The following is a 16,314-nucleotide window of genomic DNA, read 5'->3' as shown; positions in this document are numbered from 1 at the left end:
AGGTGGCCCGGGAGAGGGGCCAGAGCCGGGTGCCGGTGCCGCCGCAGAGGATCACCGGTACGAGTGCGGTCATGGGCGAGCTGGGCGCAGCGGCGTCAAAGCGTTCAGCTATTCCAACCCAGCGCGGTTGCTCTGCCCAGTGGTGCGTGATCGTGCCGGTTTTGTACGGGATGGACGCAATCACTCGTGTGCGCCTGGCCTACGCGTCGGCATCGTCGGGCTTGTCGTTGCTGGCCTGTCCCAGTTCCAGCAGGCCCGGTGGCGGGGTGATGCCGATCCAGCCGGCCTCCAGCCGCACCTCAGGAACGATCGCTTTCACGAACGGAATCCACAGGGGCGCTCCGCCCGTGGTGAGCTCCACCTCCAGAAGATCGTTGCCGGCGTGGATCAGATCCTTCACGGTGCCGATGCAGCGGCCGGTTTGTGCGGGGCTCTCGGCTTCTGAGCTCTGCAGGAGCCGCACCTCCAGGCCCACCAGATCCAGGAGATGAAATTCGCCCCGCGCCAGCTTGGGGCGATCCTCCGCTGGCACCAGCAGCTCATGGCCCACCAATGCTTCGGCGCTGCTGCGGTCATTCACCCCCTCGAGGCGAATCACAAACAGCTCCTTGCCGGGCAGCTGACGGCCGCTGAGCAGTTCCACCTCGGCAGCCTCAGCAGCTTCTCCGCGGCGCCCCTGGGCTGGGCGCAGCCAACGGCGCCCGGGGCGGGTGAAGCGTTCGGGGAAGTCGCTGAGCGGATTCACGCGCAGTTCACCGCGCAGCCCCTGGGCGGCCACGACCCGACCCACCACCAGCAGCTCTTGCTCCTCCGCCATGGGCCCACACCGCACCGTCAGCCTCGATAATGGCCCCGCACCCGTGCCGTACCCATGGCTGACACCCTGCCGATCCTGCCGGGCTCCACCGTGGTGGTGCGGGATGTCACCTCCATCTACAACGGCTACCAGGGCTTCGTGCAGCGCATCAGTGGCCGTAACGCCGCTGTGCTCTTTGAAGGCGGCAACTGGGACAAGCTGGTGACGATGCCCCTCAAGATCCTCGAGCAGGCCTGAGCGCCTCTAAGGCCGCGCGCGCTGCTTCCTGCTCGGCCTGACGGCGTGAGCCTCCCCAGCCTTCGCCGAGCGGGACGTCGCCGAGGCTCACTTGGCTGTGGAAACGGCGTGGGTCGCCGTGGCGTTGGCTGACCTCCTTGCAGTGGTAGCTGGGAAGGCCACGCTGCTGCCCTTGACTCCACTCCTGAAGGGCGGACTTCCAGTTGTGACGGTGGGGGTCGGCCTCGAGTTCCGCGAGGCTGCGGTGCCAGTGGGGCTGCAACCAGCGGTGGACGGGGGTGAGGTCGCCCCAGATCCGATACAGGGCGCCAATCACCGCTTCACAGGCTTCGGCGCGCAGGGTGGCGCGGCCGGTGTGATCGCCAGCGGCCATCGCTCCGATGCGCAGCACCGATTCGATTCGGCACTGCTCCCCCAGCTCGGCCAACCAGCGATCACTCACCAGTTGGGCGCGCAGCCGCGAGCGCTCACCCACCGCTAGCTGCGGCTGAGCGTCTTCCAAAAATTCCGAGGCGGCCAGGCGCAACACCGCATCGCCCAGAAACTCCAGCTGCTCGTGGTTGTAGGCCCAGCCGGCTGAGGTGTGGGTGAGGGCCTGCTCCAGCGGCAGCAGCTGTTGATCGCTGAGCACCGTGGGCGGCTCCAGCGAGAGCTGCTGCAGAAAGGTGAGCAGCTGCTGGCGGCGGGCGGCTTCCATAGGCAGCGCGGAAGAGGTGAAAGCAGGACGTAAGCCGGGTTCTGTTCGCCGGAGTGCCGGAGCGCTCCGGGGGGTGATCATCTGTCTGGGACCACCGTTACCGGTGGCCTCGAGCGGCGCACGTTGAGCGGGACGGGTGTCATGGCCAACCGTTGTCCCTGGGCCTTGCTCCTAGCCGGGGTTTACCGAGCCAGCACCTCTCGATGCTGCTGGTGCGCTCTTACCGCACCTTTGCACCCTTGCCTGATCGGGGGCGAGCCCCCGCCATCGGCGGTGTGTTTCTGTGGCACTCTCCTCACGGTCACCCGCACTGGGCGTTACCCAGCAAGCCTGGCCATTGGGGAGCCCGGACTTTCCTCAACCGACGCGGGCGCCGGTCGCGATCACCTCGCCTGCTTTCAACACCCATAATGCCCATGCGGGTTTCCCGCATGGGGCTGTAGCTCAGCCGGATAGAGCGACGGTTTCCTAAACCGTAGGTCGTGGGTTCGAGTCCCGCCAGCCCCGTGAGCCAACAATGCCTACATCAACAGGGTTGTGGCCAATGCTCTGCCTGCGTCAGGATGGGCTGGTGGTTCCGCGGCACCCGTTCGCAGCACGACGGCATCCAATCGTGTCACGCGTGAGCCTCGGACCGAATCACTTCCATCCCCACCATCCGCAGGCATGCAAAAAAAGCACGGCACCTGTCCGATGCGCGGTGAGGTTGACGATCCGGTGCGCGTTTCCAAGCCCTTCTCAGATTCCACCCTGTGCAGACCTCCATGGCGATCTGGGAGGCTTGGATGAGGTTCGAGTACTTGCTTGGCCGCACCATGCTCCTTGATATTGAGGAGACCAAGCTGAGGCATTGCCTCCGGGAGTTTGCAGGCGAGCAGTTTCGCTTTGGCAGGCGGATGGCGCACAGCTTTCTGCGGAGGTCATGCCAGAAGGTGAATGACAAAACGGGTGCATCGGCCCTGGGCGGGATGATGAGCCGAACACCTGCATCCTCCCGTTTTCAGGGCCATGGCCGTCAGATAGGTTGCCCCTGAAGTCGCCTGATAATGTTCTCAACAAGGTGCTGATATGCATAGTCATCAGAGCCATCTCTTTGATATTGATCTCAACCAGCGCATCTTGAGGTTCGGCGCCTGCGCCGCATACTCTGTGCCCTAATGAACACTTGGCCTTCACTGCTCAGCGAAGAGCTTGACAGCAGGTCAACATGCAGTCATATTGTAAGAGTTCTTCAACTATAGCCAATGGCTGGGCTTCACGCTACCAACCGCCACAAAGAAGACTCGATTCATGGCTTTGAACTTGGCAAAGCCCGACTGGTGCAAGATGCCGATGGCACCGGTAGCCATGACGTGAAGCTTGTGCTCAGCCGCAAGGAAACTGATAAGCTTGCTATTCATTATCAGAATGAAAGCGGCAAAGAGGGCTATCACTCATCGTCTGAGCTTCTATCGTACCTTTCGGATCACCCAGGTTTGCATGATGGGAGAATTCATTACACTGATTCTTCAGGGCGTGATCATGGCTTTGTCTTTGAATTTAACCAGGAATCACTTGCGCTCAATAAGCGTGGTCAGCTAGTGCTGAAAGGTGCCAGGGCTGAGCTCTCGTCAGCTGCTCAGTCTGGCGACCTGTTTGACCACGAGGAGATCTTTGGCTCCGACACGCTTTCACGTCATTCTGTACACCTTAAGTCATCGCATGAAGTCTCTCAAAGGATCTCTGACGTTAAAGTAGTTTTTGATTCGTTGTCCGATGATGATTGGATTGATGCCGCACAGGATTACCATTACTCGGCTACGAAAGACTATGTAAGATTGAGGCTTGAGGCGCTTGGCGGCAAGTCAAGTGGTCAAAGTCTTCCCAACAGAAACTCGTTGGTTTCGGTTGGCGATGTTAATCTTGGCACGCGGACATCTTGGTTTGGCGAAGATTGGTTTGATGCAGTGGTTGAGGTTTTTACCCCAGTTGCTGACACTATTTCATCTGGAATTGATACTGCCACTTCATGGGTCAGTGAAAACATCATCGAACCCATTTCCGATCCGGTTTTGTGGGATTCTATTGTCGGCTCGTTCGATGATGGTTGGAGTTATACGGAGCAATGGTTTGACGACGTTTTCTACCCGACTTTTGATGAGATATGGGGCGGTGCAATAAATTGGTTCGGCGATTGGCTTCCGTCGACTGGGCACACCGCTTTCTCGGGCAATCTCACGAATTTACTCTCTAAAGATTGGCAATACGGAAATTCATCTCTTTCGTTAGACCTCTCAGCTTCCCTGGAAGGCGATTGCAAGTATTCGTTGCCAACTAGTATGTACGAATTGTTTGATGGTAGTGACTTCGGGTCTGTAGAGATTTCCGTTGGTATGCCTTTACGGGTCAGCGCGGCGGCATCACTTGGGTTGGGTTCTGGGCTCTCAGTGCCCTTAGTAGAGGACGAAGTTGAAGGTCCAGAGATTACGCTGACGCTGCCTCAATCTGGTGACATTGTGGGTGGTCAGCTTGCAACGTCTCTGGGTTATGGCATCGAAGCCTATGCAAGTCAACCGTGGACATCGCCGACCTTTTTTACCTACGAAGCCGGTGTGACACCTGAACTCTTCATTAAAGCAAGCAAGAATGGCTTTGAATCGTCCTCTCAATTTAAAAATCCATACCTGACGTCGCCCAATGGTAGCTATGACATGCTTACACAATATGGTATGAAGTTCCATCTGACGCCTCAGGCCGAGATTAGTGTTGGCCTCTTCGTTCCTGATCAAGTACCTCTTTTTGGCGGGGATAAGCTTGCAACTGTCGGTGCGGCCTTGACGGTGCCGATGGTTGTAGACGCAAAGACGACTCCGCAAGGTGCTAGCTGGTTTTCATTCGAAGATCCGTCTGCGGAATTCACCGTCAGTGCAGATTACTCTGTTGACGCAAAATTCTTGGAAACCCTAAGCGACAATGGCTGGATTGATCCACTGACCTACAACCTCGCAGAGGGAACCATCGCCTCCTGGGGCAGTGGCAATATTATCTAGTTTTGCGCATCGGTTAATGGAACTTCGTTCCTCTTAGCATAGTTGTGCGTTTGGGCGGCTTTAATGCCGCCCTTTTGTTTTGGGATTTACCCCTGAATCGTCTGTTTTTGGTGTGATTCAAACCGCCGGGCTGATGATGACCGCCTTCCCATCACCCCGCCTACAGGATGAAATCATGGGTCACCACCAGCCCAGGGCCCGCCCAACCCTCGATTCTCCCAACGACATTGCGGTAACCGTCGAGGATTTCGGTGTAACCGCTTCTGCCGCTGCCATGGGGCACCAGGCTGATGCCTGGCGCCACAGAGCTGATATCAATCTTGTCAAATCCAGGTTGGAAATCCCTGATCGTGTCAGTTCCTCCGGAGAGGCTGCTGAGCACGAACGTGTCATAGCCGCTGCCGCCAATCAGGGCATCCGCTCCGATTCCCCCAATCAGGATGTCGTCGTGATCGCCCCCATGCAGGTAGTCTCGGCCGCCACCGCCAAGCAGCACATCGTCTCCACCTTTGCCCCAGATGCTGTCGTTCCCGTTGCCGGTTGCAATCCGATTCCCTGCATCTGTCCCTGTAATGGAGTGTCTGACGACGCGAGATACTAAAGGGAGATATTCTTCAAAGCCATTCATCCTGTATGTGCTGGATTGGCTGACTCCGTTTAAATAGGCTGTCTCGGTATAGGTGCCAGTGCCCATGTCGAAATTTACTTCCAGCGTGTCATTTCGCATGTACTGGTCGACTACGAGCTCATCCGTATCTGCTGGGGACTCATTGCGAAATCGGGAGATGCCGTTTCGCATGGTGTCGGCTGAATAGTCTGTGCTCCGGCTTGGATTGAAGATCAGATTCGCAAGAATGAAGCCTTTGATGCGACTGAGGCTGTGCCGATAGCTGTACATGGTCTGGACTGGCTGAAGGTGTTGGCGAAGAGATCTCTCCCTCCGATGCACTCACCATCGCCCGGTCTGTCGGCTGAGGTGTTGACCGTTCTCACGCCGGGCAGTGATCTTCCTCACAGCAGTCATCGCCAGCACTGGTTGGATGCCCACCACGGCAGGCAGCGGCTTGTTACTCGAGTTAAGATGCAGATATTGATTCCACGGTTCGCCCTGCACCCGGTGATGAAGGACCCCATTTCTTCTCGTCAGCAATCCCGTGCCAAAAGCTCTCGGCGCAAGTTGTTCGGAACTCCAGAGCGCGACGAGCTGATCGGTACTCCAAAGCAGCGTTTGGTCTATGGGCTCGGAGGTGATGATCTGATTTCGACGAAGGAAGGAACCTATCGCGTTTGGGGTGGTAGCGGTATGGATACGTACGTCACCATCAATGATGGGAACGGCTACATGAGGATCATGGATATGGAGCCTGGCGAGGTGATTGAGTTCTGCGGATGCCCGTCCACTCGTATTGAGCAGCGGGGTAAGAACGCTTGGATTGTTAAGCTGGACGACGTCAAGGCGGTTGTTGCAAACGTCAATGCCGATGATCTGAAACTTGATTTTTCATTGCGTCAGATCACGTTGGTGGCCGATCCTCTGGCTTGAGTGAGGCGGCCACCATGGCGAACGCAGCCGTTTTGGTGCGAACTGACGTTTAGTTGCCGTACGCGATCTGGCAGGCCGCATTCAGCAGTTGAGCTTCCGCTGCGCTGTTGGGTGCATATCCATTGAGTTCGCCGTCCTCGCAGTCAGCATCCATCTGGTAGGTCACGCCGTTGCGGTTCACTAGAAATCGGATGTCGTTGCTGGTTGACGCTTGAACGGAGTTGTAGTCGAGCTGATAGGAGCTGCCAGGAACAACAACCATGGCTTGGTTGGATGCCCGTGCGCTATTGACGGCTGCTGCGATCACTGCGCTGGCCGCTAGCCCTCCAATCTCCCAGGCTGCAGATCGCTGCGACCACCAGCCCCAGTTGCGATAGCCGGACCACGACCACGTCCGTGGGTCACAGCCCAGTCCACTGCAGTGATGGGTCCAGCGCGGTTCCCAAGTCCGGCGATCGCACCCCAGGCCGCCGCAGGGGCGGTTCCAGTGGTCGTAGCGCTCGGCAGGGTTCCATCGGCCGGGGGCCCAACGATGGGCGTCGTGTCGCCAGTAGGACGGGTTTGCCAGCGCCTGGGTGCTGAGGAGCGGGAGGGTAGCGATCAGGATCGCGATCTTGCTAGCAATGTGACGCGTTGCCAGGTTCATGGCGGCGTGAAGGACGGTTCACGCCAGCTCTAGCCAGCTCTCGTGAGACGTGCATGTCACTGTCCCATCTCTTGACCCTGTGACATGGTATTCAGCACTACCGGTAGTGGGATGGCGAATCAATCCGCTGCCGCTAGCGTGGCTGCAGTCGCCACGAGCCCATGGCACAGCTGCATGATCTCCGGCTCCGGCTGTTGGTGCAGCAGGAAAGCGAGCAGATCGTTGAACATCTTCCCGACGGGCTGGATCTCTCGGTGATTCAGGCCCGTTGCCTGTGTTGGTTGGCGCTCCTGGCCGAGGCCCATGAAGACAGCGCGAATGAGGCGGTGGCGGATGGCGACACCGATCAGGCCATGGCCTGGTTTGCCGATTCCATGCGTCTGCGGGACGTGATTCAGGTGGTGAGTTCGATCGAAATCCCCATCCCAGGTGCCAGTGAAGATCCTGATAGTGCCAGCGACGGTTGCTGCGCGGCTTGATGCCATGATGGGTCGTGAAACGCCAAGGGGACTGCGGTGCCGGAAGAGCCCTGCCAATGCCCTGACTGCCAGCGCTTCTACCGGGAGCACGACCGTCTCATTCGCGAGAACCCGACCCTGCGTCAGCAGCAGGAGCTGAGCTGGGCCGCCTTGCAATCGTTCCGCACGCTGGCGGGCAGAGCCCTCGAAGAGCTCCAGAAAACCCACGGAGATTCGGATGCTGCCATGGCCCCCGCTGCAGCCGGTGCTCCTCTTGATGTCGGCGAGCAGGATGCGATCCAGCAGGCCATGGCCGATCTCGAGAACATCAACGCCCATCTGTTCTCGATTGAGGCCCTAATGGAGCGCATTTTTGATGTGCGCGTGCCTGATGCTGTGGAGCAGAAGTTCCGTGAGCTGGCCGGCGAGTTGGCTCCCGATCCCCTCAATGCCGATCGGCTGCGGCTGAATCGCCTCCTGCATCAGACACCGGATCTGCCCGGCTGATCAAGCGGGCGACCATTCCTTCCTCGTCGGCCGCCACGCGACGCCAGCCCACCGGGCCAAGCCAGCGCATGCTGGCGCTCAGCTCCTCGACTAGCTGATCGTCGTGGCTGCCGATACCGCCGCTCAGAGCAATCTGATCCACCCCGCCCAGGCTGGCCGCCATGGCTCCGATCTCGCGCCGCAGCCGGTGCAGGAACACCGCCACCGCCAGCTGGGCTCCGCTGTGGCCAGCCCCTGCGGCTGAACGCAGCTGGCGCCAATCGCCGCTGAGCTCCGAGAGCCCCAGCAGGCCGCTGTGGCGGTTCAGCCCTTGATCGAGCTCCTCGAGGCTCAGGCCCTGACGCTGCAGGTGCAGCAGTAGGCCGGGATCCACGCTCCCGCTGCGGCTGGCCATCACCAGCCCCTCCAGGGGTGTGAAGCCCATGGTGGTGTCGATACTGCGGCCATCCCGCACCGCCGCCAGGGAACAGCCCGCCCCGAGGTGGGCACTGATCAGCCGATGGCAGGGAGCGGCTTCCGCCACATGCTGGTGGTTGAGGCCGTGGAAGCCATAGCGGCGGCATCCCAGTTGCCGCCAGGCGGCAGGCAGTGCATAGGTGCTGGCTTCGGGCGGCAGGCTGGCGTGAAAGGCCGTGTCGAAACAGGCCCACTGGGGCAGGGTTGGCCGGAGCTGCTGCAGCCAGCGGATCGCCTCTAAGGCCGGTGGATTGTGCAACGGCGCCAGGGCCGACACGGCGTTCAGCTGATCCAACACCGCCGCGGTGATCCGTGTGGGGGTGATGAACCGCTCACCCCCATGCACCACGCGATGGCCGGCCGCCCTGATTTGGGGCCACCACCGCTTCAGCTGGGGGGCTAGCCAATCGCGGAGTTGATCCTGCAGGGCACCCTGGCGCTGGCTCTCCGTTCGCCAGAGCTCCGTGGAGCGGGCCGCCGTGGCCTGCAGCACCGCAGCCTTGAGGCTGGAGCTGCCCACGTTCAGCACCAGCAACATGGGGCGTTAGGCGTCGAGGTTACAGGTGATCGTTACTGGGAAGCTCTCGGCCTTCCAGATGCGCTGGGCGTAGTCCCGGATCGAACGATCCGAGGAGAAGAAGCCGGTGCGGGCGCTGTTGAGCAGCGACATGCGGTTCCAGGCGTTGCGATCGGCCCAGGCCTCGCTCACCTGCTGCTGCACCCTGAGGTAGTCGGCGAAATCAGCCAGCACGAAGAAGGGATCGCGGCCGGTGAGGTTTTCCAGCAACGGCCGGAACAGATCACCGTCACCGTTGCTGAAGTGGCCCTGCTCCACCAGTTTGAGCACCTCGCCCAGCTCCGGTTGCTGCGCGATGAGCTCCCAGGGGCGATAGCCCTCGGCGTGGAGGCCTGCCACCTCGGTTTCGGTCATGCCGAACAGGAAGAAGTTGTCGGCGCCCACCTGTTCGCGGATCTCCACGTTGGCGCCATCGAGGGTGCCGATCGTGAGGGCGCCATTCATGGCGAACTTCATGTTGCCGGTGCCGGAGGCCTCCAGGCCGGCGGTGGAGATCTGCTCGGAGAGATCCGAAGCCGGATACACCCGTTCGCCCAGCTTCACGTTGTAATCCGGCAGGAACACCACCCGCAGGCGGCCATCCATGTCGGGATCAGCGTTCACCGTTTCGGCGATGCCGTTGAGGAAGCGGATGATCAGCTTGGCCAGGTAGTAGCCGGGGGCAGCTTTGCCGCCAAAGATCACCGTGCGTGGGGCCAGGCCATCGGCCTGGCCGTTTTTGATGCGCAGGTATTGGGCGATGACCTGCAGGGCGTTGAGGTGTTGCCGCTTGTATTCGTGGATCCGCTTCACCTGCACGTCGAACAGCGACGCCGGATCCACCAGCAGGCCGCTCTGGCGGTGGATGTAGTTGGCCAGATGGCGCTTGCTGGCCAGCTTGGTCTGCTCCCAGCGCTCCAGGAAGCCGGCATCATCCACAAAGCGCTCGAGCTGCCGCAGCTGATCGAGATCGGCCACCCAGCCTTCGCCGATGCTCTCCGCCAGAAGTTGGCGCAGGGCCGGGTTGGCGAGGGCCACCCAGCGCCGGGGCGTGACGCCATTGGTGACGTTGGTGAACTTCTCCGGCCAAAGGGCGGCAAATTCCGGCAGCAGCTTCGTGCGCACCAGTTCGCTGTGCAGGGCTGCTACACCGTTCACGTGGTGGGAGGCGACCGTGGCCAGGTTGGCCATGCGCACAGCTTTGCTGCCCTCCTCATCGATGATCGACACCTTGCGCAGCAGCGCTTCGTTGCCGGGATACTTGAGGCGCACCGTTTGCAGGAAGCGGCGGTTGATCTCGTAGATCAGCTCCAGGTGGCGGGGTAGTAGGGAGCCGAACAGCGGCAGGCCCCACTTCTCCAGCGCTTCGGGCAGCAGGGTGTGGTTGGTGTAGGCCAGCGAGCGGCAGGTGATGTCCCAGGCCTGATCCCAATCCAGGTGCTTGTCGTCGATCAGCAGCCGCATCAGTTCGGCTACGGCGATCGCCGGGTGGGTGTCGTTGAGTTGCACCGCCCAGTGGTCGGGAAACTCCTGCACCGGGATGCCGCGCTGATCAAGGTTGCGCAGCATGTCCTGCAGCGAGCAGCTCACGAAGAAGTGCTGTTGCTTCAGGCGCAGGCGGCGGCCCTCGTCGGTGCCGTCGTTGGGATAGAGCACCTTGGAGAGGGTTTCGCTGCCCACCTTCTCCTCCACGGCTCCGTAGTAGTCGCCGATGTTGAAGGCGTAGAAATCGAAGCTCTCGCTGGCATCGGCGCGCCAGAGGCGCAGCCGGTCGCAGGTGTTCACCCGGTAGCCGAGCACCGGCACGTCGTGGGGCACACCGATGGCGTGCTCCTCAGGGATCCAGCGCACGCGGTAGTGGCCGCGCTCATCGCGGTAGCTCTCGGTGCGGCCGCCGAAGCCCACAAAACAGGCTTGATCCGGGTGGGGAATTTCCCAGGGCCAGCCGCCCTTGAGCCACTTATCGGTGATCTCCACCTGCCAACCGTCGCGGATCAGCTGATCGAAGATGCCGAACTCATAGCGGATGCCATAGCCCGTGGCCGGGATCTCCAGGCTGGCCAGCGATTCCATGAAGCAGGCCGCCAGGCGACCCAGGCCGCCGTTGCCCAGACCGGGTTCTTCCTCCACATCGAGGATTTCCTCGAGGCGCTCGATCCCGAAGCGGCGCAGGGCCTCAGCGGCTGCGTCCTGGATGCCGAGCATCAGCAGGTTGTTGCCCAGCTGCGGGCCGATCAGGAATTCAGCCGAGAGGTACGCCACCACGCGGGTAGGGGTGGCGTTGATCGCTTCGATGCCCGCCAGATAGCGGGTCATCAGCCGGTCGCGCACCGCGTGGCTCAGGGCCAGGTAGAGGTCGTGGCGGCTGGCGGTGGGGGCGAGTTTGCCGAGTGTGTAGAAGAGGTGTTCGGCCATGCCGTCGAACACGTCATCGGCCGTCAGGCCGCTGCGGTCGGGGTCGGCGTAGCAACCGGGCGTGGGCAGTTGCAGGCGGCTGGGGGCTGGCTCGTGCATCAGTTCACCTCGCTGCTGGTGGCGGCTGTCCACTGCCAATCGGTGATGGCGGGGGCGTCCATGCCGTGGGCATGGGCATAGGCGCGGTTGGCCAGGATCGCCTCCTTCATCTGCTCTTTCACGTGAGCGGCGCGCGACCCTAACCCCGGAACCCGGTCGATCACATCGATCACGAGATTGAAGCGATCGATCTGGTTGTTCATCGCCAACTCAAGGGGGGTGTTGATGTTGCCTTGCTCCTTGTAGCCACGCACATGGAAATTGCCGTGATTGGTGCGGCGATACGTGAGGCGGTGAATCAGCCAGGGGTAGCCGTGGAAGTTGAAGATCACCGGTCGATCGGTGGTGAACAGGCTGTCGAAATCGCGATCGCTCAGGCCGTGCGGGTGCTCGCTCGGTTGGGTGAGGGCGAACAGCTTCACCACATTGAGCACGCGGATTTTGAGGGTGGGGATCTCGCGGCGAAGGATCTGCACCGCCGCCAGGGTTTCCTTGGTGGGGATGTCGCCGGCGCAGGCCATCACCACATCCGGTTCATCCGGCTCATGGCCGATGTGATCGTTGCTGGCCCAGCTCCAGAGGCCGATGCCTTTGGCGACATGCGCGCGGGCCTGCTCGAGCGACAGGTACTGCAGGTGTTTCTGCTTGTCGCTCACGATGATGTTGCACACGTTCGGCTCCACCAGCGCCTGCTCCGCCACCGCCAGGAGCGAATTGGCATCGGCGGGGAGGTAAACACGCACCACCTCGCCGCTCTTGTTGCCGGCCAGGTCGATGAAGCCGGGGTCCTGATGGGTGAAGCCGTTGTGGTCCTGCCGCCACACCGTGGAGGAGATCAGGCAGGTCCAGGGGCCGATCGGCGCGCGCCAGGGGGCGTGGTGCAGGCAGCTCTCCAGCCACTTGGCGTGCTGGTTGAACATCGAGGCGATCACATGGGCAAACGCCTCGTAGGTGTGGAACAGGCCGTAGCGGCCGGTGAGCAGGTACCCCTCCATCATTCCCACCAGTGTGTGCTCGCTGAGCATTTCCACCACCCGGCCGCTGCGGGAGAGCTCGCTGCCGTTGAGGTCTTCCGGCAGAAGCTCTTCCATCCACACCTTCTTGCTTTGCGCGTAGATCGCTTGCAGACGGTTGGACGCCGTTTCGTCGGGGCCGAACACCCGCAGCGAATCGGGGTTGAGCGCAATGGCATCCCGCAGCAGTTCTCCCAACACCGCCGTGTTCTCGTGCTGCACGCGTCCCGGTTGCGGCACGGCCACGGCGTAGTTGGCGATCGCCGGTAGCACCAGCTTGTGGCGCAGTAGGCCGCCGTTGGCATGGGGATTGGATCCCATGCGGCGGTTCCCCTGCGGCGAGAGGGCCTGTAGCTCGGGCTTGAGGCTGCCGTGCTCATCGAACAGCTCCCAGGGGCGGTAGCTCTTCAGCCAGCTCTCCAGCTGCTGTAGCTGCGCGGTGTCGTGGCGGGGATCAGGCAGGGGCACCTGGTGGGCCCGCCAGAAGCCTTCCAGCTTCTTGTCGCCGAGGGCCGCAGGGCCAGTCCAGCCCTTGGGGGAGCGCAGCACGATCATTGGCCAATAGGGCCGCTGCGCCTCGCCGCTGCGGCGCGCTTCCGCCTGGATCGCCCGGATGCGGCCAGTGGCCTCATCCATGGCCGCCGCCATCGCCTGGTGCATGGCCATCGGCTCGCTGCCCTCCACGAACAGCGGCTCCCAGCCGTAGCCGCGCATCAGGCTCGCCAGCTCCTCTCTGGGGATGCGGGCCAGCAGGGTGGGGTTGGCGATCTTGTAGCCGTTCAGGTGCAGCACCGGCAGCACGGCGCCGTCTGAGATCGGGTTGAGGAATTTGTTGATGTGCCAGCTGGTGGCCAGCGGCCCGGTTTCTGCTTCCCCGTCGCCCACGCAGGCCAGGGCGATCAGATCGGGGTTGTCGAACACCGCGCCGCAGGCGTGGGAGAGCACATAGCCCAGCTCGCCGCCTTCATGGATAGAGCCGGGGGTCTCGGGGGTGCAGTGGCTGCCGATGTGGCCGGGGAAGGAGAACTGCTTGAAGAAGCGCTGCATCCCCGCAGCGTCCTGGGATTTGTCGGGATAGATCTCGGAATAAGAGCCATCGAGGTAGGTGGGGGCAAGCACCCCGGGGGCCCCATGCCCTGGCCCCGACAGGTAGATCATGTCGAGGTTGTGCTCGCGGATCACCCGGTTGGCATGGGCCCAGATGAAGGCCTGGCCCGGGCTAGACCCCCAATGGCCCAGCAGACGGTTCTTGATGTGCTCGGGCCGCAGCGGCTCGCTGAGCAGCGGGTTGTCCTGCAGGTAGATCATCCCCACCGCCAGGTAGTTGGCGGCGCGCCACCAGGCGTCGATCTGCTCCAGCGCCGGACCGGCGAGCTGCGGAGCAGGGTTGGTTTGACTCAGGGTCATGGGGGCGCACCCTCAGGCTCTGGCCGGAACGTAGCCGTTGTCACAGGGGATGACCTGCCAGGGCGAGACTCTCGTGCGGAATTGCCCACGTCGTTGATGCCCGAGATCGGAGCCCACCAGCTTGAGGTGGCGGAAACCCTGATTGGGGTGGGCCGCTTTCTGGTGATTTTTGTGGCCGCCCGGCTGCTGGCGGAGCTCCTGGTGCGCTGGCAGCTGCCCACGATCCTGGGGGAGCTGATCGCCGGCGTGATCATCGGTGCCAGCGGCCTGCATCTGATCGTGCCGCCGGAAACCCAGGCAGCCCTAAGCCAGGGCCTGGTGCAGCTGGTGGGCTCCCTGGCGGATGTGCCGCCGGATGTGGTGAGCCACCTCTATGCCGAGAGTTTCCCCTCCCTGCAGGCGGTGGCCACCCTCGGCCTGTTTGCGCTGCTGTTCCTCACCGGCCTGGAGAGCGATCTCGATGAGCTGGTGGCGGTGGGGGGCCAGGCCACCACAGTGGCTGTGGCCGGTGTGGCGCTGCCCTTCGCCCTGGGCACCGCCGGCCTGATGGCCTTTTTCCACGTGGATGTGATCCCAGCGGTGTTCGCCGGGGCCTCGATGACGGCCACGAGCATCGGCATCACCGCCAGCGTGTTCGGTGAGCTGAAGATGCTGCGTTCGCGCGAGGGGCAGATCGTGATCGGCGCCGCAGTGCTCGACGACATCCTCGGCATCGTGATCCTGGCGGTGGTGGTGAGCCTTGCCGGTGGCGGCAACCTGGAGATCGGTCCGATCCTCAAGCTGGTGGCCGCGGCGTTGGTGTTCGTAGTGGCGGCCATCGGCCTCAGCCGCACCGCAGCCCCAGGCTTCGATTGGGTGATCGATCGGCTCAAGGCCCCTGGCGATGTGGCTGTGGCCTCCTTCGTGGTGCTTACCCTTTGCTGCTTTGCCGCCACCGCCATCGGCCTGGAGGCTGCTCTGGGGGCTTTTGCCGCCGGCCTGATCCTCAGCAAGTCGAACCACAGCCACGCCATCGAGGCGGCCGTGAAGCCGGTGGTGGCCCTGTTTGCCACGATCTTCTTTGTGCTGATCGGCACCGGGATGGATCTTTCGGTGCTCAACCCGCTCGATCCGGCCAACCGCCCCGGCCTGGTGGTGGCGGCGTTCCTGCTGGTGGTGGCGATCGCCGGCAAGGTGGCGGCGGGTTGGTGCTTCCTCTCCAGCCAACCCACCAACCGCCTGGTGGTGGGCCTGGGGATGATGCCCCGCGGTGAAGTGGGCTTGATCTTCCTGGGCCTGGGCACCCAGGCCAAGCTGCTCAGCCCAGCCCTTGAGGCCGCCATCCTGTTGATGGTGATCGGCACCACCTTCCTGGCGCCGGTGCTGCTCAGACTGGTGCTGGCTGGCAAGAGCGATGGACCCGACCTCGACCCCCTCGCCGAAATCCCCACTTGAGGGTTGGCAGTTCAGCTGGGCCGGCTGGCTCGATAACCGCCACGGCGAGTGGTGGCTGCTGGCCCAGCTGTTGCTGATTGCGGCCCACCTGCTGCCCGCCTGGCCTGCTCCCGGCAGCTGGGGCTACGCCTGGCCATTGCCGGTGACCCTGGCTGGCGCTGTGTTGTTTCTGGTAGGGCTGCTGTTGGCGGCCCAGGCCTTCTGGCGGTTGGGGCCCAGCCTCACGCCCCTGCCTGATCCCAAACCCGGCGCAGAGCTGGTGACCAGTGGCGCCTACGCCCGTTGCCGCCATCCGCTGTATCAGGCGGTGCTGCTCTGCTCACTGGGGGTGGTGTTGGCCCTCGGCAGCCTGCTGCATCTGGCCCTGCTGCTGGGCTTGTGTGCGGTGCTCGGGGGCAAGGCCCGGCGGGAGGAACGGATGTTGCTGCGGCTGCATCCTGAGTACGCCGTCTATCGAAGCGCCGTTCCGGCGATCATCCCTGGGCTGCCCTGGCTGGATTGGCGCGGCTGAGGTTGCCCTCCCACTGGGCCCTGTTGCAGTTTTGTCTCAAGAGTTTCGATCCATTCGGTCGCAGCCGCTTCCCTCACTCCTGTACGGCTTGTACGCAATTTGGGGTTGCCCCCGTTTTGTGGCATGCCTACTCGTTGCGACTGGCCGCGAGGCCCCAGAACAGGCCGTAGAGCGCTGCCATCAGGCCAAGGCTCGTGCCCCAGCCGGGGCCAAGGGTCCAGCCCAGAACCAGATTGATCACAGCGCCAGCGCCGAGGGCCAGCAGCAGGCTGCTCACCACCAGAGCCACCAGCTGGCTGCTTTCATCCAGCGGCCCTGCGGCCAGGGCTTCCTCCAGCCGCGACAGAGGCGCGCTCAGTGGCAAGTACACCGCCAGAGCCCAGAGGGCGGTGCCGGGCAGCAGTAGGGCCCAGCTCTCAGGAATCCAGTCGGGCACCAGGCAGCCGGCGGTGAAGATCTCCCTAGCATCCACCACCCAGCCTGGTGTTG

General features: G+C 62.5%; 16 protein-coding genes, 1 tRNA gene and 1 other RNA gene. 8 read left to right on the top strand and 10 right to left on the bottom strand.

What is annotated here, in order from left to right; genetic code table 11:
- A partial coding sequence (locus tag H9532_RS08920; protein ID WP_296367550.1) for a sugar phosphate nucleotidyltransferase occupies positions 1 to 184 on the bottom strand: 184 nt, incomplete at its 3' end.
- Between the two features lie 15 nt (positions 185 to 199).
- Positions 200 to 817, bottom strand: coding sequence for a ribosome maturation factor RimM (rimM, locus tag H9532_RS08915; protein WP_296367548.1), 618 nt, complete (start codon positions 815 to 817; stop codon positions 200 to 202).
- A gap of 54 nt (positions 818 to 871) precedes the next feature.
- Here rimM and H9532_RS08910 point away from each other — a divergent pair, with 54 nt between their 5' ends.
- Complete coding sequence (locus H9532_RS08910; RefSeq protein ID WP_296367546.1) at positions 872 to 1,054, top strand: NAD(P)H dehydrogenase subunit NdhS; 183 nt, start codon at positions 872 to 874, stop codon at positions 1,052 to 1,054.
- Here H9532_RS08910 and rnc read toward each other — a convergent pair.
- Both rnc and rnpB read right to left on the bottom strand, forming a co-directional pair.
- A complete protein-coding gene (gene rnc, locus H9532_RS08905) occupies positions 1,032 to 1,751 on the bottom strand; it encodes a ribonuclease III (protein WP_296367544.1) in 720 nt (239 codons plus the stop codon). The two genes, H9532_RS08910 and rnc, sit on opposite strands and share 23 nt — an antisense overlap.
- 14 nt (positions 1,752 to 1,765) lie before the next feature.
- An RNA gene (gene rnpB, locus H9532_RS08900) (RNase P RNA component class A) lies at positions 1,766 to 2,151 on the bottom strand.
- Positions 2,152 to 2,184: 33 nt separating this feature from the next.
- Between rnpB and H9532_RS08895 the strand changes: the two genes are divergently transcribed.
- Both H9532_RS08895 and H9532_RS08890 read left to right on the top strand, forming a co-directional pair.
- Positions 2,185 to 2,258: transfer RNA gene (locus H9532_RS08895), tRNA-Arg, on the top strand.
- Positions 2,259 to 2,995: 737 nt separating this feature from the next.
- On the top strand, positions 2,996 to 4,780 hold the full coding sequence (locus H9532_RS08890; protein WP_296367542.1) for a hypothetical protein: 1,785 nt from the start codon (positions 2,996 to 2,998) through the stop codon (positions 4,778 to 4,780).
- A 160-nt stretch (positions 4,781 to 4,940) separates the two neighbouring features.
- Here H9532_RS08890 and H9532_RS08885 read toward each other — a convergent pair whose 3' ends face one another.
- The gene (locus H9532_RS08885) at positions 4,941 to 5,678 is read right to left on the bottom strand and encodes a M10 family metallopeptidase C-terminal domain-containing protein (RefSeq protein WP_296367540.1); all 738 of its coding nucleotides are present in this window, start codon (positions 5,676 to 5,678) and stop codon (positions 4,941 to 4,943) included.
- Between the two features lie 81 nt (positions 5,679 to 5,759).
- Between H9532_RS08885 and H9532_RS08880 the strand changes: the two genes are divergently transcribed.
- Complete coding sequence (locus H9532_RS08880) at positions 5,760 to 6,323, top strand: hypothetical protein (protein ID WP_296367539.1); 564 nt, start codon at positions 5,760 to 5,762, stop codon at positions 6,321 to 6,323.
- A gap of 49 nt (positions 6,324 to 6,372) precedes the next feature.
- Here H9532_RS08880 and H9532_RS08875 read toward each other — a convergent pair whose 3' ends face one another.
- Positions 6,373 to 6,630, bottom strand: coding sequence for a hypothetical protein (locus tag H9532_RS08875; RefSeq protein WP_296367537.1), 258 nt, complete (start codon positions 6,628 to 6,630; stop codon positions 6,373 to 6,375).
- Positions 6,631 to 7,130: 500 nt separating this feature from the next.
- On the opposite strand from H9532_RS08875, the gene H9532_RS08870 reads away from it, so the two are divergent.
- Both H9532_RS08870 and H9532_RS08865 read left to right on the top strand, forming a co-directional pair.
- The gene (locus H9532_RS08870; protein ID WP_296367536.1) at positions 7,131 to 7,448 is read left to right on the top strand and encodes a hypothetical protein; all 318 of its coding nucleotides are present in this window, start codon (positions 7,131 to 7,133) and stop codon (positions 7,446 to 7,448) included.
- A 36-nt stretch (positions 7,449 to 7,484) separates the two neighbouring features.
- Positions 7,485 to 7,934 (top strand): hypothetical protein, encoded by a 450-nt coding sequence (locus tag H9532_RS08865; RefSeq protein WP_296367533.1) that lies wholly within the window; start codon positions 7,485 to 7,487, stop codon positions 7,932 to 7,934.
- Here H9532_RS08865 and H9532_RS08860 read toward each other — a convergent pair.
- From H9532_RS08860 to H9532_RS08850, 3 genes are read right to left on the bottom strand one after another with little or no spacing between them, the layout of a single operon-like run.
- Positions 7,873 to 8,928: an acetate kinase gene (locus H9532_RS08860; RefSeq protein ID WP_296367531.1), complete on the bottom strand. Its 1,056-nt coding sequence runs from the start codon at positions 8,926 to 8,928 to the stop codon at positions 7,873 to 7,875. The genes H9532_RS08865 and H9532_RS08860 overlap by 62 nt on opposite strands.
- Before the next feature lie 6 nt (positions 8,929 to 8,934).
- Positions 8,935 to 11,460: a glycogen/starch/alpha-glucan phosphorylase gene (locus H9532_RS08855; protein WP_296367529.1), complete on the bottom strand. Its 2,526-nt coding sequence runs from the start codon at positions 11,458 to 11,460 to the stop codon at positions 8,935 to 8,937.
- On the bottom strand, positions 11,460 to 13,880 hold the full coding sequence (locus H9532_RS08850) for a phosphoketolase (RefSeq protein WP_296367528.1): 2,421 nt from the start codon (positions 13,878 to 13,880) through the stop codon (positions 11,460 to 11,462). The genes H9532_RS08855 and H9532_RS08850 overlap by 1 nt, the downstream gene beginning before the upstream one ends.
- 96 nt (positions 13,881 to 13,976) lie before the next feature.
- Between H9532_RS08850 and H9532_RS08845 the strand changes: the two genes are divergently transcribed.
- Both H9532_RS08845 and H9532_RS08840 read left to right on the top strand, forming a co-directional pair.
- Positions 13,977 to 15,314 (top strand): cation:proton antiporter, encoded by a 1,338-nt coding sequence (locus tag H9532_RS08845; protein ID WP_296367526.1) that lies wholly within the window; start codon positions 13,977 to 13,979, stop codon positions 15,312 to 15,314.
- Positions 15,274 to 15,825 carry an isoprenylcysteine carboxylmethyltransferase family protein gene (locus H9532_RS08840; RefSeq protein ID WP_296367524.1) on the top strand — a complete coding sequence of 184 codons (552 nt, stop codon included), beginning with the start codon at positions 15,274 to 15,276 and terminating at the stop codon, positions 15,823 to 15,825. Before H9532_RS08845 ends, H9532_RS08840 begins: the two co-directional genes overlap by 41 nt.
- A 127-nt stretch (positions 15,826 to 15,952) precedes the next feature.
- On the opposite strand, the gene H9532_RS08835 is transcribed toward H9532_RS08840, so the two are convergent.
- Entirely contained in the window at positions 15,953 to 16,300 is a 348-nt protein-coding gene (locus tag H9532_RS08835; RefSeq protein WP_296367522.1) for a hypothetical protein, read from the bottom strand.
- Positions 16,301 to 16,314 lie beyond the last annotated feature (14 nt).

The sequence above is a fragment of the Vulcanococcus sp. Clear-D1 genome (assembly GCF_014654725.1).
Taxonomy (GTDB): domain Bacteria; phylum Cyanobacteriota; class Cyanobacteriia; order PCC-6307; family Cyanobiaceae; genus Vulcanococcus.
This window is presented reverse-complemented; position numbering and strand designations above follow the sequence as displayed.